We start from the raw sequence: 19,428 nt of genomic DNA, 5'->3' as shown, positions 1-19,428 counted from the left end.
GCGACGGAAAAGCTCATCCCGCCAAAGTAGCCCGGGCAAGCGCAGTCGCGTCTCAGCGGTGTCAGTACATGAGGACTCCGAGCACCGCCGGCGATCGAGATGCCGGGCACAGTCACGTTTCAGCGCACGCCATCCAGCCAGCCCAGCCCTTCCTGCGTAGACCCGGCCGGCTTGTACTCGCAGCCGATCCAGCCGTCATAGCCCAGGCGATCGAGATGATCGAACAGGAAGGGATAGTTGATCTCGCCGGTGCCCGGCTCGTGACGACCGGGGTTATCGGCAAGCTGCACGTGAGCGATGCGACCGAAATGCTTCTCGATGGTCGGCGCCAGGTCCCCTTCCATGATCTGCATGTGGTAAATGTCGTACTGCAGCTTCAGGTTCTGGCTACCCACCTCATCGAAGATCGCCAGCGCCTGCTCGGTACGGTTGAGGAAGAACCCCGGGATGTCGCGGGTGTTGATCGGCTCGGCGATCAACAGGATGCCGGCGGCCTCGAGCTTCTCGGCGGCGAAGCGCAGGTTATCCACCAGGGTCTTGCGCGCCTCGTCGTCGCTGACGCCTTCGGGCTGAATGCCGGCCAGGCAGTTGACCTGGGTATTGCCCAGCACCTTGGCATACTCGATCGCCCGGTCGACACCGGCGCGGAATTCCTCGACACGGTCCGGATGACAGGCGATGCCGCGCTCGCCGGCGCCCCAGTCACCGGCCGGCAGGTTGAACAGCACCTGAGTCAGACCGTTGTCGTCGAGGCGTTGCTTGATCTCACCGGCCTCGAAGTCGTAGGGAAAGAGGTATTCGACCCCCTTGAAGCCAGCCTTGGCGGCGGCCTCGAAGCGATCGAGAAAGTCCACCTCGGTGAACAACATGCTGAGGTTGGCGGCAAACTTGGGCATCTTGATCTCCTTCTGGGTCGTTGGTTTTTTAGCGGGGCCTGTCTTCGGCGGCCCCTTGTGCGTTATGCATGTCTCAGGTCAAAGCGGCGATGGACGTCGGCGCGTCTTCCTGATTCTCGGCCAGCTCCTCGAACTCGTTGATTCCCTTGAGATCGGTGCCCATGGAGATATTGGTCACCCGCTCAAGAATGATCTCGACCACCACCGGCACACGATGCTGCTGCATCAACTCACGGGCTTCGGCGAAGGCCTCGCCGATCTTCTCGGGATCGGTGACCCGCAGCGCCTTGCAGCCCAGACCTTCGACCACGGAGACATGGTCGACGCCATAGCCGTTGATCTCGGGGCAGTTGATGTTCTCGAAGGAGAGCTGCACCTGGTAGTCCATGTCGAAGCCACGCTGGGCCTGGCGAATCAGCCCCAGGTAGGAGTTGTTCACCAGCACGTGAATGTAGGGCAGGTTGAACTGCGCGCCCACGGCGAGCTCCTCGACCATGAACTGGAAATCATAGTCGCCCGACAGTGCGACGATATCGGTCTCCGGGTCGGCACGACGCACCCCGAGCGCAGCCGGAATCGTCCATCCCAACGGACCTGCCTGACCGCAGTTGATCCAGTGGCGCGGCTTGTAGACGTGCAGGAACTGGGCGCCGGCGATCTGGGAAAGCCCGATGGTGCTGACGTAACGGGTATTCTTGCCGAAGGCCTTGTTCATCTCTTCGTAGACGCGCTGCGGCTTGACCGGCACGTTGTCGAAGTGAGTCTTGCGCAGCAGGGTACGCTTGCGCTCCTGGCATTCCTCGGCCCAGGCGCTGCGATCCTTGAGCTTGCCCTCGGCTTTCCACTCCTTCGCCACTTCGACGAACAGCTCCAGCGCTGCCTTGGCATCGGAGACGATGCCGTAGTCCGGCCCGAAGATGCGACCGATCTGGGTCGGCTCGATATCCACGTGGACGAAGGTGCGCCCCTCGGTGTAGGAATCCAGCGCACCGGTATGGCGGTTCGCCCAGCGGTTGCCGATGCCCATGACGAAGTCGGACGCCAGCATGGTCGCGTTGCCGTAACGGTGAGCGGTCTGCAGCCCCACCATGCCCGCCATCAGCGGATGGTCATCGGGGATGGTGCCCCAGCCCATCAGCGTCGGGATGACCGGCACGCCGGTGATCTCGGCGAACTCGGTGAGCAGCTCGCTGGCATCGGCATTGATGATGCCGCCGCCGGCCACCAGCAGCGGCTGGTCGGACTCGTTGAGCATGCCCATCGCCTTCTCGATCTGGGCGCGCGAAGCGCTCGGCTTGTAGGCCGGCAGCGATTCGTAGGTATCCGGATCGAACTCGATCTCGGTCATCTGCACGTCGATCGGCAAATCGATCAGCACCGGTCCAGGGCGCGAGCTGCGCATGATCTGGAAGGCCTGCTGGAAGGCACGCGGCACCTGGGCCGGCTCCAGCACGGTGATGGCCCACTTGGTGACCGGTCCGGCGATCGCCTTGATATCGACCGCCTGAAAATCCTCCTTGTGCAGCTTGTTCGCCGGCGCCTGACCGGTGATGCACAGGATCGGGATGGAATCGGCGGAGGCCGAATACAGGCCGGTGATCATGTCCGTACCGGCCGGCCCGGAGGTGCCGATGCACACTCCGACGTTACCCGGCTGGGTACGCGTATAACCCTCGGCCATGTGCGAGGCGCCCTCGACGTGACGCGCCAGGACGTGATCCACACCGCCGACGTTGCGCATCGCGGCATAGAAGGGATTGATGGCGGCGCCGGGCAGGCCGAAGGCGACATCGACCCCCTCTTTCTTGAGCACGTGAACGGCAGCTTCCGCAGCGGTCATGCGAGCCATGACGATTCCTCCGGTGACGGGTTTTATTCTTTGGAAATAATTTCTGTATACAGAGACTAGGCCCACCCGGCAGGAGCCGTCAACACATCATGAAAAATATTTCCAGTTATTTTGAGACAGCAAATTCAATAGGTTGCTAAAAATGGAAAATTTTCCCGGAAAAACATGAACAAAGACGACCACAGCACCATGACGGCTCATTGCGACGCCCCGAGCCTTCGCGCATGGCCTTCTGGATACACAAGAAGAACCCGCCCGACGCAAGCGCCGGGCGGGTTCTTTGAGGACTGTCGCCGTTAAGCCGAGCGGCGGCGATCAGCGACGCTTGCTGTAAGGCAGCGCCATGTGCCGGTTGACGTCCTTGTAAAGCAGATAGCGGAAGGGCCCTGGGCCACCGGCATAGCAGGCCTGGGGGCAGAAGGCGCGCAGCCACATGTAGTCCCCGGCCTCGACCTCCACCCACTGCTGGTTGAGGTGATAGACCGCCTTGCCCTCGAGCACGTAAAGACCATGCTCCATGACATGGGTCTCGTCGAAGGGAATCACCCCGCCCGGCTGGAAGGTGACGATGGTCACGTGCATATCGTGGCGCATGTCGTCCGGATCGACGAAGCGCGTGGTGGCCCAGACCTCGTTGCAGTCCGGCATCACCGTCGGCTCGATGTCATTTTCGTTGACCACGAAGGCCTCGGGAACGTCGATGCCGTCGACGAATTCGTAGGCCTTGCGAATCCAGTGAAAACGTACCGGCTCATCGGCTTCGTTGCGCAATTGCCAGTCGCTGCCCGGCGGAATGAAGGCATAACCGCCGGGCACCATGCGATGCCGCTCGCCGCCCAGGGTCAGCACCAGCTCGCCCTCCACCACGAACAGCACACCCTCGGCTCCCGGATCGGTCTCGGGCCGTTCGCTGCCGCCGCCTGGCGAGACCTCCATGATGTACTGGGAGAAGGTCTCCGCAAAACCGGAGAGCGGCCGGGACAGTATCCACAGCCGGGTGTTCTCCCAATGGGGCAACTTGCTGGTCACGATATCGCGATAGACCCCCTTGGGAATCACCGCGAAAGCCTCGGTGAACATGGCCCGGTCGGTGGTCATGACCTTCTGTCCCGGATGGCCGCCGTGGGGGGCGTAGTACTGTCTCTGGGTCACGGGGCTCTGGCTCATTGCCTCTCCTCGAATTCAGTGTCTGACGACGCGACGACCTCATGCTCGGGCAGGGTCACCCGGATCTCGATGGGATACTCGTCGCAATTGTTGCCCTGGCCGCCGCGGTCCACCACCAGGAATTCACCCTCGCGCTCCAGCACGGACTGAATGGCATGCCAGGTACCGGCGCGGTAGTTGACGCCCTGGCGACCGTCGGTGACGAAAGCCCGCACACTCTCGGGATCGATACTCTCGCCGGGCGGCGCCACCACGATCAAGAAGCGCTCCTCATGCATCGGCACGAAAGCCTGGCTGCCCTGAGGATGGCGTTCGAGGAAATCCAGCGTCAGCGGCACCTCGACGGGCTGGCTGACGAAGATGCTGATCAGCGCCCTCGCCTCCTCGCCCAGCGTCTCGACCCGCGCCAGATCATGGTAACGCCGGGTACGACCGGCATTGATATGAAAGTAATCGGCAATGCGCGTATCGATCACCTCGCCGAAGGGGGCGAACGCCTCCTGAGTCAGCGGGCGTGCCTCGAGTTCAAGCATATAACCTCCTGCATGAGAGATAAGCTATCTCTCGGCCATGACTAACGGCTATGGCACCTGGAAAGCGCCCGGCACCATCGCCTTCTTGCTTATTGGTTTTTCTCGGCACACCGATCCCCTGTCACGACCCTCGCCAGCGGCCATGTTCTCCGTCGAGCACCAATATATCGGCTTGCCAAAAAATTATGGAAATCCTTTTCACAATAAGATTCAATCGAGGAGGTGGCAATATCGAAGAAGAGATAGACGAGCCTCCCTCGTTTCAGCCACTGGGCAGCAATGGCGTCATGACGCCTTGCGTCAACTGCGCACTTCACTCACCCCTCGAGAGTCAACGTACCTGTTTCCCGCAAGGTACATCCGCTTCATCCACCAATAACAACCCCGAGGTACTGTATGCCCCAACAACCTCAAACCACTGATGCCCGAGCGTCCCGCAAAAAGCACAAGAGCTCGTTTCAGATACCACATATCTATGTGATTCTGTTCATCTTCATCGCTCTTGCCTCGATAGCCACGTATTTCGTGCCTGCCGGCACCTACGAGCGTATTCCTGGACCCAGCGGTCGCACCACCATCGACGCCACCTCCTTCCAGTACGTCGAGTCGACCCCAGTAGGTCCGGTGGATTTCATGCTGGCAATCCCCAATGGCCTGATGAGTGCCGGCCAGGTGGTATTTTTCACCTTCATGATCGGCGGCATGTTCATGGTCCTGAGACGCACCGGTATCATCGAGATCGGTGTCGACAAGCTGAGCCGACGATTCGCCAGTAGAAGCTTGCTGATGATTCCGGTGCTCATGACCACCTTTGCCGTGGTGGCCACACTGATCGGCACTCAGGAGCTGTCGCTTGTCTACGTGCCGGTCATCCTGCCCTTGATGATTGCCCTGCGCTTCGATTCGGTGACCGCCGCCGCCGTGGCGCTCTGCGCCACTACCGCCGGCTTCACCACCGGCGTCCTCAACCCCATCAACACAGGGCTCGGCCAACAACTGTCTGGCCTGCCTCTCTATTCCGGCTTCGCTCTGCGTGCAGTCGCCTTCGTCATCATCCTGTGTATCGGCATCTTTTTCGTCATGCGCTATGCGCGCAGGATTCACGACGACCCATCGCTGAGCCTGATGGCCGATGACGCCAACGAAGCGGAGAAACGCTCTTCCTACCAGCACGCCACCGACGAAGGAGCCCTGGTTGCCAGCTCTCGCCAGAAGCTCGCCGCCCTTGCCGCTTTCGGCTTCTTCGCCCTGTTGGTGTACGGCGTACTCGCGCAAGGCTGGTTCATGATGGAAATGGCCGGCCTGTTCATCATCATGGGCATTGTCGTCGGCTTGATCGCCGGCCTGAAGGGCGACGAAATCTGCGAGGGGTTCAATCAGGGCTTCCGCGATGTCCTGGTTGGCGCCATGATCGCCGGGATCGCTCGGGGTGTCGCCGTGGTGCTCGAAGATGGCCAGATCATGGACACGCTGGTCCATGGGCTGGGCAACCTCGTCGGCGAACTGCCCAGCCTGCTGTCGGCCATCGGCATGTACTTCGCCCAACTCGGCTTCAACTTCGTGGTGCCTTCCGGCAGCGGCCAGGCCCTGGTGACCATGCCCATCATGGCCCCCTTGGCCGACCTCATCGGCGTCACTCGACAAACCGCCGTATTGGCCTATCAGCTCGGCGATGGCATCGGCAACATCCTCTATCCCACGTCCGGCTACTTCATGGCAACTCTGGCATTGGCTGGAGTCCCCTGGCAGAAGTGGGTCAAGTTCTTCTTCCCGCTTTTCTGTACCTGGGTGCTGACCTCGCTGTGCTTTCTGATGTTCGCCCAAGCCACTCAATGGGTCGGCTAGCCGCCAGCTCTCGCCCCTCGCACTGACATGGCTTCTCCAGCACCATGCAGTCGGTCGCGGCGGCTGCCCCCCGAAACAGGGGCCAGCCGCCGAGACGTTCACCATCAAGGGGGCGAACATTCTCATCTACCGAATCACCGGCTTACCGGATGACGCTCGGCCCAGTGCCGGGCGATATCCACCCGCCGCGTGACCCAGACGCGGTCGTGCGCCTCGATGTGATCGAGGAAACGCTGCAGGGCGCGGAAGCGACCGGGCCGTCCGATCAGCCGGCAATGCAGCCCCACAGAGAGCATCTTCGGCGTTTCCTCGCCCTCGGCATAGAGGACGTCGAAGGCATCGCGCAGGTAGGTGAAGAAGTGATCGGCGGTATTGAAGCCCTGGGGCGCGGCGAAGCGCATGTCGTTGCTGTCCAGGGTGTAGGGCACCACCAGGTGATCGTGCTCGCGGCCCTGGCTGTCGGCCTCGCGCGTCCAGAACGGCAGATCGTCGCCATAGTAGTCACTGTCGTAGAGGAAACTGCCCTCGTCGAGCACCAGGCGACGGGTATTGGGGCTGTCGCGGCCGGTGTACCAGCCCAGCGGCGTCTCGCCGTACAGCGACTGGAAGATCTCGATCGCCTTGCGCATGTGCTCGCGCTCGATATGCTCGGGCACTTTCTGGTAATGGATCCAGCGGTAGCCGTGACAGGCGATCTCGTGTCCCAGCTCCTTGAAGGCATGCGCCACTTCGGGGTTGCGCTCCAGGGCCATGGCCACGCCAAAGACGGTCAGCGGCAGGCCCCGGCGCTCGAACTCGCGCAGTATCCGCCAGACACCTGCCCGTGAGCCGTACTCGTAGATCGATTCCATGCTCAGGTGACGGTCCGGGTAGGACTCGGCACCGATGATCTCGGACAGGAACTGCTCCGAGCCACTGTCACCGTGCAGCACGCAGTTCTCGCCGCCTTCCTCATAGTTGAGCACGAACTGGACGGCGATGCGTGCCCGCCCCGGCCAGTCGGCATGGGGAGGCGTACGGCCATAGCCGATCAGGTCACGGGGATAGTCGCGTCGAGTCGATGATGTCATGACGAAGCTTCCTTCTTGTTCTCGCGACGCTCGTGTAGCGGCCAGGTGTCATGGATCGTGGCGCATGGCGGCCGCATTCTGAGCGACAATAAGTGTATACAATAAGATACTAGAATGTACCCATTATGTATGCAAGCCCCAACTCCCGGGCAATATCGTCGGAGTCGCGCCTGACCAAGGCCCATCTTGCGTTGGTGATTGCCTATTCAGGCTCAACTTTTGTATACAAAAAATCAAGTCCTGCCTCCGTTCCCCGCCTCTCACCGCTCGACACCTTGCGCATCGTGATTACTCACCAGCCATCATGTCCCATGGCAACCGCCCCCGGGCGGAATCGGCCATGGCAGAATAAAAGGTATACAGTTGACTCGACGCACGCTTCGCTCAGCAGAGGAAGATAACTGGACACTTAAATGTATACATTTATTGGCGACAATTCACGCTTGCATATACAACCGTAACCGCTTGTTTAACAGTAGAAAAAAGCGCTTTTCATTAAACTGAAAAACCTCTTGCCTTCAAGATCGTTCACTTCTATTTTGTGTACAACACTTTTCGGTATTGTTCACAAAAATAATCCGGGAGCCGCCATGCGCCTTAACGTCATCAACCCCAACACGACTCGCGGCATGACCGACACCATCGCCGCCGCCGCACGGCGCATCGCCGCGCCGGATACCCACGTCATGGCGACTCAGCCGGCGCATGGCCCGGTATCCATCGAGAGTCACTTCGATGAGGCCATCAGCGCCGTGGGCGTGCTGGAAGAAGTGGCCAACGGCGACCGAGAGGGCGCGGATGCCCATATCATCGCCTGCTTCGGCGATCCCGGATTGCTGGCGGCACGCGAAGTGACTCGCGCACCGGTGATCGGCATCGCCGAGGCTGCCTTCCATATGGCGACCCTGATCAGCACGCGATTTTCGGTCGTCACCACCCTGGGAAGAACCGGCATCATCGCCGAGCATCTGCTCGAGCAGTACGGCTTTCGCCATCACTGCCGCCGGGTGCGCGCCGCCGAGATTCCCGTTCTCGATCTCGAAAACGATGGTGACGCCGCCCTGGTTCGCATCATCGAAGAGTGCCGACGGGCACGCGACGAGGACGGCGTCGGCGCCATCGTGCTGGGTTGCGGCGGCATGGCCGACCTCACCGATGTTATCGCCGAGGAAGTCGGCCTGCCGGTGGTCGAGGGCGTGACCGCTGCCGTCAAGCTGGCCGAGGCGCTGGTCGGACTGGGACTCGGCACCAGCAAGCATGGCGATCTTGCCTTTCCCCGTCCCAAGACCTTCGTCGGCCGCTTCGAGCACTTGTCCGGCTCCAGCGAGTAGCCGGATCCGCTCCTCCTGACATCGCCTCAGGATACACACCGCAAGCCTCCCCGATTTCCCGTCGGAATCGGGTAACAACGACAATCATTGAACCACTTGCGAGGTCATCACCATGGCACCTTCCCCCACGGGCGCCCCGCATGGCGCCAAGGCCGCTCCCACGGCACCGCCCGCTCCCGAATCAGGCACCAAGTCGGCAGGCAACGAATCCCTGGCGCCCCAGAAGACGCGCATCATGGGACGCACTTCCTATCTGCTGGCCTGGTTCGGTGGCTGCGTCTCGATCGGCACCTTCACCATGGGCTCCAGCGTCGTTGGAAGCCTCAACCTGATCCAGGCGACCCTGGCCATCGCCATCGGCTGCTTCGTGATCGGCCTCGCCCTGGCCCTGAACGGTGCTCCAGGCTACAAGTACGGCATTCCCTTCATGGTTCAGGCGCGCAGCGCCTTCGGCTTTTCCGGCACCCGCCTGCCGGGGCTGGTGCGCGCCGTGCCGGCCATCGTCTGGTACGGTTTCCAGAGCTGGATCGGCGCCGGAGCCCTGAACATGGTCTCGGCGACCCTGTTCGGTTTCGACAACCTCATCTTCTTCTTCATCACCTTCCAGTTGCTGCAGATCGCCCTGTCAGTACTGGGTTTTCAGGGCATCAAATGGCTGGAGAACATCGGCAGCGCCTTCATCCTGTGCTCGCTGGTCTACATGTTCTACAGCACGATTCAGCGCTACGGCGACGAACTCTCCGCCAGCATGCTGACCATGGACGGCTCCTGGGGCATGCCGTTCTGGGGCGCTACCATGCTGTTCCTGGGGATCTACAGCACCATGATGCTCAACGTCAGCGACTATTCCCGGGAGCACAAGACAGGCACAGGTCCGGGCCTGCTGACCACGATCTACGCCATGTCGATCCTGCCCTGCACGATGTTCATGGGACTGATCGGCTACATGGTGTCCGAGGCGACCGGCGTGGCGGATCCGATCAAGGTCTTCGCCAACGCCGTGGACAATACCCCACTGCTGATGACCACCCTGCTGTTCATCGCCTTCGCCCAGGTCACCACCAATGTGCTCAACAATGTGGTACCGCCGACCTATGTGCTGATGGATGCCTTCAAGCTGAAGTTTCGCACCGCCACCGTGATCGTCGGCCTGCTGGCCTTCGCCACCTTCCCCTGGGAACTGGTCAAGGACGAATCCGCCGCTGGCCTGCAGATGTTCGTGCAGACCTATTCGGCCTTCCTCGGCCCGATCTTTGCGGTGCTGGTGGTGGATTACTATCTGATCCGCCGCCGCACCCTGGATCTCGGCAAGCTGTACGACGAGAACGGCCCCTACCGCGGCGTCAATGTCGCCGCCCTGGTGGCCACTGCAGTGGGCGTGATCGCGGCCTTCAGCATCTCCACCGTGTCCTGGTACGCCAGCCTGATCCCGGCGGGCCTGACCTATTATCTGTTGATGAACTACTGGGCGCCCTGCCAACGCTTTCGCGACTGAGCCTTGCGATAACGTGAGGGCCCTCCCTTCCGTGGAGGGCCTTCATTGTCCAACAAGACAAAAAGGCAACGTTTCATGACGGACCAAGAACTGGATATCCAGCACCGCGATCCACGCCTGTACAATGACGATCTCGCACCGATCAAGTCCGAACGACGCACCTGGGGCTGGTTCGAGATCTTCAATGTCTGGTCGAACGACATCCAGAGTCTGTTCGGTTATACGCTGGCGGCCTCGCTGTTCATTTCCTATGGCCTCAATGGCTGGGCAGTCATGGCGGCCATCGTGCTCGCCGGCTTCGTGGTGATGGTGCTGGTCAACCTGACCGGCAAGCCAAGCGTCAAGTACGGCATCCCCTTCCCGGTGATGATCCGCGCCAGCATGGGCGTCCACGGCGCCAACTTCCCGGCCATGCTGCGCGCCATCATCGGCATTTTCTGGTACGGCGTGCAGACGTATTTCGCTTCCACCGCGGTGTCGCTGCTGCTCACCTCGCTGTTCGGCGATCCAGGCGGCCAGTGGCTCGGCATGACGGCCCTCGACTGGCTGTCCTTCGTGATCGTCTGGTGCTTCCAGATTGCCCTGTTCTGGCAGGGGATCGAGCGCATCAAGCACTTTCTCAACTGGGCAGGCCCGCTGGTCTACGTGGTGATGGTCGTGCTGATGCTCATCATCTGGTTCCAGGCCGGCAGCGATCTTCTTCCGGCCATCAGCACCATCTTCAGTGGCGCCAGCGACTACGAGGGCAATTCCGTGACCGCCTTCATGGCGATCACCGGCACCATGATCGCCTACTTCGCCGCCGTGGTGATCAACTTCGGCGACTTCACCCGCTTCGTGAAGAGCGAGCGCGAGATGAAACTCGGCAACCTGCTGGGCCTGCCGCTCAACGTCGCCTTCTTCTCCTTCATCGCCCTGATCATCACGGCCGGCACCCTGGCATTGTTCGGCGAGACGCTGACCAATCCGTCGGACATCATCGATCGCGTCGATTCACTGCCGCTGACCATCGTCGCCGCCGTCACCTTCTTCGCCGCCACCGTGGGCATCAATCTGGTCGCCAACTTCATCCCGCCGGCCTATGACCTGGCCAACCTCTTTCCACGCCGCATCAGCTTCCGTATTGGTGGACTGATCACCGCCGTGATCGCCTTCTTCGTCGGTGCCCTGTGGATGTCGGTCATCAGCAAGATCGGCATTGCCGGCTTCGTCAACGCCCTGGGCGCGGTGGTAGCGCCCTTCTACGGCATCATCGTGGTCGACTACTACCTGCTGAAGCGCCAGCGCCTGAACATTCAGGATGTCTTCTCCTGCGAATCGGACGGCGCCTATCACTACGTCAAGGGCTGGAACCGTCGTGCCCTGGTGGCCTTCGCCCTGGCCGCGCTGTTTTCGGTGTCTTCGGTCTGGGTACCGGCTCTCGAGGCACTGGGCGGCTACGCCTGGCTGATCGGCGCCGCCCTGGGCGGGCTCTTCCACTATCTGCTGATGCTGGGGCAGCGCCAGCCCGTCACCACCGGCTGACGGTCAGAGCACGCCAAGACCAGCGCGGGAAGCTGGTCTGCGCTCAAGCGGAAAAGATGCGATACAGATCCGGCGTTTCCTCTTCCTCCTCATGGATGGAGAGGGACGCCTCGATGGCTTTCAGGTGGCGGCTCATGAAGGCTTGGGCGCGTTCGCCATTACCCTGTTCGAGAAAGCCCAGCAGGTCTTCATGGTCGTGGGATTCGCAGCCCAGGTGACCGGCATTGCCATAGACGGCGAGAATCAGTGAGGAGCGCGAACAGAGTCGCTCGACGAAATCCGCCAGGGTGGCATTGCCCGACAGGCGCGCCAGTCGACCGTGGAAGGCGGCGGAAAGCTTGATGGCGGCACTCTGTTCGCCACCCTTGAGCGCCTCGCGTTCGCGACGCGCCATGTCACGCAACTCCTGGGCTGCCTCCGGCGTCATGCGCCGTGCGACCTCCGGCATCAGACCGCATTCGATCATCTGGCGGGCATCGAAGACATCCTTGGCCTCGTCGGCGGTGGGCCGCGTGACACTCGCGCCCCGCCGGGGCGTCAGCGTCACCAGTTGCTCCAGGGCGAGACGCTGCAGGATCTTGCGGATGCCGGTGCGGCTGACGCCGAACACTTCGGACAAGGCGTCCTCGCGCAGCCGGGCACCGGGTTTCAGACGGTGCTCGATGATGGCATCGCTGATGGCGTGATAGATCGTCTCGTGACGTTCGGGGCCATCCCCGTTCTTGCCGGGACGACCCACCCTTTCGTTGGTCTTGTGCTCGGTTGCGGCCCGACGCTGGTTCATGGATCGCTCATCTCCCTGCAAACCCGATACGCCGCTCATTGTATACGCATTCCTGTCGTCGACACGACCGCCGCCCGCCGAAATCGGCGGGCGGCGGGTCGCTGCGTAGCGGGTCGAAACCGGTTCAGGGCGACCAGTTGGCGATCTCGCTGCGCTCCCCGTCGGTCATCTTGGTGACGTTGCCCAGCGGCATGTAGCCACTCGCCACCACTTGTTTGATCTGCCCGACCTGGCGCAGGATCTGCTCGGGCGTTTCCAGCACCACGCCGGCCGGCGCCGCCGCGAAGCCGTCATAGGTCGGGTTTTCGGCATGGCACTGGGCGCAGCGATCGATGATGATCTGCTCGGCGTGCCCGGCCGCCTCGACACCGGAAGCCGCCACCGGCTCGCCCGACTCGGCGTTCGTCGTGGCGCTGGCCTCGGCGGGTGCAGTCGTGGCATCGCCGCCGCCGCTGGCCGGCGCGCCGATCCACACCGCCACCAGGATCAGGACGACCCCGGCAGCCGGATAGGCCGGCTTGATCTGACCGGCGTGCATCAGCACGAAGAACTGGCGGATCAAGGCCCCGGCGAAGATGAACAACGTCATGATCACCCAGGCCAGGTCGTGGGAATACGCGAAGGAGTAGTGGTTGCTGATCATCAGCAACACCACTGGCAGCGTGAAGTAGGTGTTGTGCACCGAGCGCTGCTTGCCCCGCTTGCCGTCCAGCGGATTCGGCGTCTCGCCGGCCTTCATCGCCTTCACCATGCGGCGCTGGCCGGGGATGATCCAGAAGAAGACGTTCGCCGACATGGCGGTGGCCATGACCGCGCCGGTCAACAGGAAGGCGGCCCGGCCGGAGAAGATCTGGGTGCTCAGATAGGCGACCACCACCATCATCACGGCCACGGCGAGACTCAGAATCCCGTCGCGATCCATATTGGGGCTGATGCGCTTGCACAGCTCGTTATAGACCACCCAGCCGCCGAGCAGGAACAGCAGCGCCACCACATTGGCCTGCCAGCCGCTCAGATTGGCGGCCCACGCCCAGTCGCTGCCGGGATTGACCAGATAGAAGCTCGGATTGGCCATGTACAGCAGCACGAACAGCCCGAACCCGGAAAGCCAGGTGGCGTAGGACTTCCAGAACGACCAGTGCAGATCCTCGGGCAGCTTTGCCGGGGCACTGGCGTACTTCTGGTTATGGTAAAAGCCACCGCCGTGCACGGCCCACATCTCGCCGAACACGCCCTTGCGCTTGTCCTCGTCCGCCTTGGGAGGACGCAGGCTGTTGTCCAGCATCACGAAATAGATCGACTCGCCGATCCAGGCAATGGCGGCGATCACATGCAGCCACCTCAACAGGAGGTTGGCGAAATCCAGTAAATAGGCTTCCATCGGTCAGGCCTCGTTGGAATTATGCGGTTGTTGTCTTGGTTAACGCTTCCCTCAGCTACCCCGATAGGTGGAGTAGCTGTAGGGCGACAGCAGCAGCGGCACATGATAATGCTGGGACGCATCGGCCACGCCGAAGCGCAGCGGAATCACGTCCAGAAAGCGCGGCGCATCGCCGGGCACACCCTGCCGATCCAGGTATTCGCCGGCATGGAAGACCAGCTCGTATTCACCGACGCTGAAGGCCTCGCCTTCCAGGATGGGGGCATCGCAACGACCGTCGTCATTGGTGACGACCTCGGTCAGCCGGGTGCGCTCGTCGCCTTCGAGGCGATAGACCTCGATGCGGATGCCCTTGCCCGGAAGCCCCGATGATGTATCCAGCACGTGTGTCGTCAGGTATCCCATGTGTTTCTCCTCCAGTCGATGGAACCGACGTGCCCATGCCTTGCCTGACGCTCACCCTCGATGGCGGCGCCAGCGGACGCGTCGCTTTGAAGACACTTTTAGTACCATCAAGGGTACATTTCAAAACATTTTTTGTATACAGTTTGTAGGAACACGACAATGCTAACCTGATTTCCCGACCCGCAAGGAGACCTCCGCCATGAGTGACAAGCAGCTCTCCCCCCGTCCCAGCACGCTGGATCGGGCCGCCTTCATTAATCAGTATGGTGACATTTACGAGCACTCGCCCTGGGTGGCCGAGCTGGCCTGGGAACGTGGTCTGGGCGCCGCTCAGGACACTCCGGAAGGACTCGCCGCCGTCATGGGCGAGGTGCTCGCCTCGGCCGATGCCGAGCGTCAGCTGGAAGTGATTCGCGCCCACCCCGACCTGGCCGGCAAGGCCGCCATCGCCGGCGAACTCACCGACGACTCCACCCGGGAGCAGGCCGGCGCCGGCCTCGACCAGTGCACGCCGGAAGAGATGGCCCGCTTCGAACGCCTGAACGAGGCCTACAAGGCGCGGTTCGGCTTTCCCTTCGTGATGGCCGTCAAGGGCAGCGACCGCCATGCCATTCTCGACGCCTTCGAGACGCGCCTGAAGAACGATCCCGCCGAAGAGCGCCGCACCGCCATCGAACAGATCAACCGGATCGCAGCCTTCCGCCTGCACGACCGCGTCGCCTGAACGCTCGGGGCAGGCGCACTATACTGACGGAACGGCAAGCGGCATTGAGGACGACGCGATGTTCCGTCATCGACTGGAAGCCGCCGAGTCGCTGGCACGGCGGCTCTCCCATCTGAAAGGGCAGAATCCGTTGATTCTCGCCATCCCCCGGGGCGGCGTGCCCATGGGGCGACGCATCGCCGATATCCTGGAGGGCGAGCTGGATGTCGTGCTGGTGCGCAAGCTCGGCGCGCCGGGCAACCCGGAATTCGCCATCGGTGCCGTCGGCGAGGGTGACCGAATCTGGCTCGAGGACACCGCCAATCGCTTCGGCGAGGCCGCGATCAACCGGGAAATCGAACGACAGCAGGCACTGATCGCGGAACGCCGCCAGCGCTATACGCCGGTGCGCGCGCCCATCGATCCTGCCGAGCGCATCGTCGTGGTGGTGGATGATGGCAGCGCCACCGGAGCGACCATGACAACCGCACTGGAAAGCCTGCGACCACGCGGCCCGGCGCGCCTGATCGCCGCCCTGGGCGTGGCGCCACCGGAAACCCTGGCACGGTTGGAACGTCTCGCCGACGAGGTGATCTGCCCCGAGGCACCGGCGCACTTTCGTGCCGTCGGCCAGTTCTACGCCGATTTCGAGCCGGTCGACGACGATGAAGTGATTCGCTTACTGGGCAGCCAGCCGGGATAAGAGCCCTCCCGCTCTTCAGCGGTAAGCGCCCTCAATATCCGTAATCCGCGTCGCCTGGCGGCCCAGCCCGTCATACAGGTCGAGCATGCGCTCGAGCCAGGCATAGACCGGATCGGCATTGGAGACCAGGTCGGCGCTGGAGACGCAACGCGCCCACATGAAGTTGCCGAAGACGATGTAGTCGGCCCCGCCCGGTGCCTCGCCATCGAGATACGGCGCCTCCGCGAGGCGTCCGCGCAACGGCTCCAGAGCGGTATCGAGCTGCGAAAGCCCCCTCACCGGCGAATGGAACTCCTCCAGGCTGCGGCCGAAGCGCTTCTCGCGGGACTCGCGGAAATAGGCGCGGTCGTCGGGATGAATGGCGCTGAGCAGATCCATGATGATGATGCGCAGCATCGCCGGTGCCAGGGAACGCTCGGCATAATGTGCAAAGAAACGCCCGCGCGCATCCGCCACGCCGTCACCCAGCAGCGGCGCCTCGGGATAGGTGCGGTCCAGGTAACGCAGGATCTCGTAGCTTTCGGGGACGACCGTCTCGCCATCGACGAGCACCGGCACCTTGTCATGATTGGCGAAGGCCAGGGCCTGCTTCTCGGTGAAGCGCCAGGGGCGCGTCTCGACATCGAGTCCCTTGTGGGCCAGGGCATAGCGTACCCGCCAGCAGTAGGGAGAAAAACGCAGCGCCTCGTCAAGGCCACAGAGATCGTAGAGCACCCGTGTCATGCCGACTCCTCGCATTCGATAAAGGGAAGTGCCGATAGTGCCAGCAGTTGTCCCCTCCCGCCAATGCAGCCAGCACGCCTCTTGTCCATTGGTATAGCCATTCGTACGCCACGACGGGGAAGCCGTGTTTGAAATGCCAGCCAACCCCTTGAATCGCCAGCCTGATGACGCCCACGGGATTCGACGGTCATCTCGTCGCAACTGGTAAGACCAATGATCCTGGAGTCGCCAGAGCCGTCAACAGCGCCTATCGTGGTACAGCATGACGGGACAGGGCGGCGATTCGGCCAAGGGCGGTCGCCGTGCTATCCACTCCATCGACCGCAAAAAACGGAAAATAATTCCATAGATTTATGATGCACTATTCCCTAGCATCGAGATCAGTGGATGCCATTCCGTGACACCGGAGCCACCATGAATCTCCTCTTCGACGAGCGACTCGACGGCGAGTTGCCCCGCCGCGACAAGGCGGAGGTGCTCGCCGAGCTGCAAACCGCCCTGCCGGGCATGACCCTGCTGCACCGCGAGGAGGACCTGCGTCCCTTCGAGTGCGACGGTCTGGCCGCCTATCGCGTACTGCCCATGCTGGTGGCCTTGCCCAGTGATCTCGATCAGGTCGTCACCCTGATGCGCCGTTGCCATGAGCTCGGCGTCCCCGTGGTCACGCGCGGCGCCGGCACCGGACTGTCCGGCGGTGCCCTGCCGCTGGAGCGCGGCGTGCTGCTGGTGATGTCGCGCTTCCAGCGCATCCTGAGCATCGATCCGGAGGCGCGCATCGCCCGCGTCCAGCCCGGCGTTCGCAACCTGGCCATCTCCGAAGCGGCGGCCCCCCACGGGCTCTACTACGCACCCGACCCGTCGTCGCAGATCGCCTGCTCCATCGGCGGCAACGTGGCCGAGAATGCCGGCGGCGTGCACTGCCTGAAGTACGGCCTGACGGTGCACAACGTGCTCGCCCTGGAGATCGTCACCCTCGAGGGCGAACGGATGCGACTCGGCGGCGAGGCCCTGGATGCCCCGGGCTTCGATCTGCTCGCGCTGTTCAACGGCTCCGAAGGCATGCTCGGCGTGGTGACCGAGGTTACCGTCAAGCTGCTGCCCAAGCCCGAGACGGCCAAGGTGGTGATGGCCAGCTTCGACGACGTCGGCAAGGCCGGCAAGGCGGTGGGCGACATCATCGCCGCGGGCATCGTCCCCGGCGGCCTGGAGATGATGGACAACCTGGCGATTCGCGCCGCCGAGGACTTCATCCACGCCGGCTACCCGGTGGAGGCGGAAGCGATCCTGCTCTGCGAGCTGGACGGCGTGGAGGCCGACGTGGACGACGACGTCGACACGGTACGCGGCGTGCTCGAAAGCGCCGGCGCCACCGATATCCGACTCGCCCGCGACGAGGCCGAGCGGGCGCGCTTCTGGTCCGGCCGCAAGAACGCCTTCCCGGCGGTGGGACGCATCTCGCCGGACTACTACTGCATGGACGGCACCATCCCGCGCCGCGCCCTGCCCGAGGTCCTCGGCACCATTGCCGAACTCTCCGCCGAGTACGGCCTGAGGGTCGCCAACGTCTTCCATGCCGGCGACGGCAACATGCACCCGCTGATCCTGTTCGACGCCAACCGCGAAGGCGAGCTCGAACGTGCCGAGGCCCTGGGAGGCCGGATACTCGAAGCCTGCGTGGCGGCCGGCGGTTCGATCACCGGTGAGCACGGCGTGGGGCGCGAGAAGATCAACCAGATGTGCGTCCAGTTCCCGACCGGCGAGCTGACCACCTTCCACGCCGTGAAGGCAGCCTTCGATCCGGTGGGCCTGCTCAACCCGGGCAAGAACATTCCCACCCTGGCCCGTTGCGCCGAGTTCGGTGCCATGCACGTGCACCACGGCGAGCTGCCACACCCCGAGCTGCCCCGTTTCTGAGGAGTCATCATGGCATCACAGCATCACTCCCTGCCGGACCGGGACATCAGCGAGGCACTCGGCGAGCGCATCCGCCGCGCCGATGCCGAGGGCACGCCGCTGCGTATCGTCGGCGGCGACACCAAGGCCTTCCATGGCCGGCCCGTCACTGGCGAGACACTCTCCACCCGCGAGCACTGCGGCATCACCCGCTATGACCCGGTGGAATTGATCGTCTCGGTCCGCGCCGGCACGCCCCTGGCCGAGCTGGAAGCGCGCCTCGACGAGCAGGGGCAACGGCTACCCTTCGAACCACCTCACTTCGGCGACACCGCCACCGTCGGCGGCATGGTCGCCAGCGGTCTGTCGGGGCCGCGCCGCCCCTGGGCCGGAAGCGTGCGCGACTTCGTGCTGGGCATCCGCCTGATCGACCGACACGGCGAATCGCTGCGCTTCGGCGGCGAAGTGATGAAGAACGTGGCCGGTTACGACCTGTCGCGGCTGATGGTCGGTGCCCAGGGCAGCCTCGGCCTGCTCGCCGAAGTCTCCCTGAAGGTACTGCCGAAGCCGGCCGCCCAACGCAGCCTGCGCCTCGAGATGCCCCTCGCCGAAGCCCGCCGTCGCCTCGTCGAATGGGGCCAAAAGCCGCTGCCGATCACCGCCGCCACCTGGTTCGACGGCGCCCTCCATATCCGCCTGGAAGGTGGCCCCGGCTCGGTCGAGGCCACGGGCCAACGACTCGGCGGCGACGCCCTGGACGACGCCTTCTGGGCGTCGCTACGGGAACAGCACCTGGACTTCTTCACTCGGCAGGACGATCCGCGGTCACTGTGGCGGCTCTCGCTTCCCCAGCAGGCGCCCGCGCCCGAGCTGGAGGATGTCGACGAGGCCACCATGCTTCACGACTGGGCGGGCGCCCAGCGCTGGCTGCGCAGCGCCGCGCCGGACGAGAGCGTGCATGCCGAGGCGGTGCGCCTGGGCGGCCACGCCACGCGCTGGACAGCCGGCACCGACAGCCCCTTCACGCCTCTGTCGCCGGTGCTTGCCAAGTACCACCGGCGGCTCAAGGCCGAGCTCGACCCCAACGGCATCTTCAATCCCGGGCGACTCTACGCGGAGCTTTGAC

At 63.1% G+C, this 19,428-nt stretch carries 17 protein-coding genes; 8 read left to right on the top strand and 9 right to left on the bottom strand.

Annotation, left to right across the window (positions count from 1 at the left end; genetic code table 11):
* Positions 1-119: 119 nt before the first annotated feature.
* The 4 genes from hyi to HELO_RS03160 form a co-directional block, all read right to left on the bottom strand.
* Positions 120-896 (bottom strand): hydroxypyruvate isomerase, encoded by a 777-nt coding sequence (gene hyi, locus HELO_RS03175; protein WP_013331358.1) that lies wholly within the window; start codon positions 894-896, stop codon positions 120-122.
* Positions 897-969: 73 nt separating this feature from the next.
* Complete coding sequence (gcl, locus tag HELO_RS03170) at positions 970-2,745, bottom strand: glyoxylate carboligase (RefSeq protein ID WP_013331357.1); 1,776 nt, start codon at positions 2,743-2,745, stop codon at positions 970-972.
* A 315-nt stretch (positions 2,746-3,060) separates the two neighbouring features.
* Positions 3,061-3,912, bottom strand: coding sequence for a bifunctional allantoicase/(S)-ureidoglycine aminohydrolase (locus HELO_RS03165; RefSeq protein WP_013331356.1), 852 nt, complete (start codon positions 3,910-3,912; stop codon positions 3,061-3,063).
* Entirely contained in the window at positions 3,909-4,445 is a 537-nt protein-coding gene (locus HELO_RS03160; RefSeq protein ID WP_013331355.1) for an ureidoglycolate lyase, read from the bottom strand. Before HELO_RS03160 ends, HELO_RS03165 begins: the two co-directional genes overlap by 4 nt.
* A 477-nt stretch (positions 4,446-4,922) precedes the next feature.
* Between HELO_RS03160 and HELO_RS03155 the strand changes: the two genes are divergently transcribed.
* Positions 4,923-6,290: a YfcC family protein gene (locus tag HELO_RS03155; RefSeq protein WP_232519613.1), complete on the top strand. Its 1,368-nt coding sequence runs from the start codon at positions 4,923-4,925 to the stop codon at positions 6,288-6,290.
* 134 nt (positions 6,291-6,424) lie between these two features.
* Here the strand turns inward: HELO_RS03155 and puuE are convergent, their stop codons facing one another.
* The gene (gene puuE / locus HELO_RS03150) at positions 6,425-7,360 is read right to left on the bottom strand and encodes an allantoinase PuuE (protein ID WP_013331353.1); all 936 of its coding nucleotides are present in this window, start codon (positions 7,358-7,360) and stop codon (positions 6,425-6,427) included.
* A 590-nt stretch (positions 7,361-7,950) separates the two neighbouring features.
* Here puuE and HELO_RS03145 point away from each other — a divergent pair.
* The 3 genes from HELO_RS03145 (at position 7,951) to HELO_RS03135 (ending at position 11,710) form a co-directional block, all read left to right on the top strand.
* Positions 7,951-8,691 (top strand): aspartate/glutamate racemase family protein, encoded by a 741-nt coding sequence (locus HELO_RS03145; protein ID WP_013331352.1) that lies wholly within the window; start codon positions 7,951-7,953, stop codon positions 8,689-8,691.
* 112 nt (positions 8,692-8,803) lie between these two features.
* Positions 8,804-10,186 (top strand): NCS1 family transporter, encoded by a 1,383-nt coding sequence (locus tag HELO_RS03140; RefSeq protein WP_013331351.1) that lies wholly within the window; start codon positions 8,804-8,806, stop codon positions 10,184-10,186.
* 75 nt (positions 10,187-10,261) lie between these two features.
* On the top strand, positions 10,262-11,710 hold the full coding sequence (locus HELO_RS03135; RefSeq protein WP_013331350.1) for an NCS1 family nucleobase:cation symporter-1: 1,449 nt from the start codon (positions 10,262-10,264) through the stop codon (positions 11,708-11,710).
* A gap of 43 nt (positions 11,711-11,753) precedes the next feature.
* On the opposite strand, the gene HELO_RS03130 is transcribed toward HELO_RS03135, so the two are convergent.
* From HELO_RS03130 to uraH, 3 genes are all read right to left on the bottom strand, one after another.
* On the bottom strand, positions 11,754-12,494 hold the full coding sequence (locus HELO_RS03130; RefSeq protein WP_013331349.1) for a GntR family transcriptional regulator: 741 nt from the start codon (positions 12,492-12,494) through the stop codon (positions 11,754-11,756).
* A gap of 124 nt (positions 12,495-12,618) precedes the next feature.
* A complete protein-coding gene (locus tag HELO_RS03125; protein WP_013331348.1) occupies positions 12,619-13,875 on the bottom strand; it encodes a urate hydroxylase PuuD in 1,257 nt (418 codons plus the stop codon).
* 51 nt (positions 13,876-13,926) lie between these two features.
* A complete protein-coding gene (gene uraH, locus HELO_RS03120; protein WP_013331347.1) occupies positions 13,927-14,280 on the bottom strand; it encodes a hydroxyisourate hydrolase in 354 nt (117 codons plus the stop codon).
* Positions 14,281-14,479: 199 nt separating this feature from the next.
* Between uraH and uraD the strand changes: the two genes are divergently transcribed.
* The gene (uraD, locus tag HELO_RS03115) at positions 14,480-15,004 is read left to right on the top strand and encodes a 2-oxo-4-hydroxy-4-carboxy-5-ureidoimidazoline decarboxylase (RefSeq protein WP_013331346.1); all 525 of its coding nucleotides are present in this window, start codon (positions 14,480-14,482) and stop codon (positions 15,002-15,004) included.
* A 58-nt stretch (positions 15,005-15,062) separates the two neighbouring features.
* Positions 15,063-15,686 (top strand): phosphoribosyltransferase, encoded by a 624-nt coding sequence (locus HELO_RS03110; RefSeq protein WP_013331345.1) that lies wholly within the window; start codon positions 15,063-15,065, stop codon positions 15,684-15,686.
* A 15-nt stretch (positions 15,687-15,701) separates the two neighbouring features.
* Here HELO_RS03110 and HELO_RS03105 read toward each other — a convergent pair whose 3' ends face one another.
* Positions 15,702-16,409: a glutathione S-transferase N-terminal domain-containing protein gene (locus HELO_RS03105; RefSeq protein WP_013331344.1), complete on the bottom strand. Its 708-nt coding sequence runs from the start codon at positions 16,407-16,409 to the stop codon at positions 15,702-15,704.
* 414 nt (positions 16,410-16,823) lie between these two features.
* Here HELO_RS03105 and glcD point away from each other — a divergent pair, with 414 nt between their 5' ends.
* Positions 16,824-18,323 (top strand): glycolate oxidase subunit GlcD, encoded by a 1,500-nt coding sequence (glcD, locus tag HELO_RS03100; RefSeq protein ID WP_013331343.1) that lies wholly within the window; start codon positions 16,824-16,826, stop codon positions 18,321-18,323.
* Between the two features lie 9 nt (positions 18,324-18,332).
* A complete protein-coding gene (gene glcE, locus HELO_RS03095) occupies positions 18,333-19,427 on the top strand; it encodes a glycolate oxidase subunit GlcE (RefSeq protein ID WP_013331342.1) in 1,095 nt (364 codons plus the stop codon).
* The last annotated feature ends 1 nt before the right edge of the window (position 19,428 follow it).

The organism is Halomonas elongata DSM 2581 (assembly GCF_000196875.2).
GTDB classification, from domain to species: domain Bacteria; phylum Pseudomonadota; class Gammaproteobacteria; order Pseudomonadales; family Halomonadaceae; genus Halomonas; species Halomonas elongata.
Note: the sequence above shows the minus strand (reverse complement) of the source record. Positions and strands in the feature narration are given on the sequence as shown.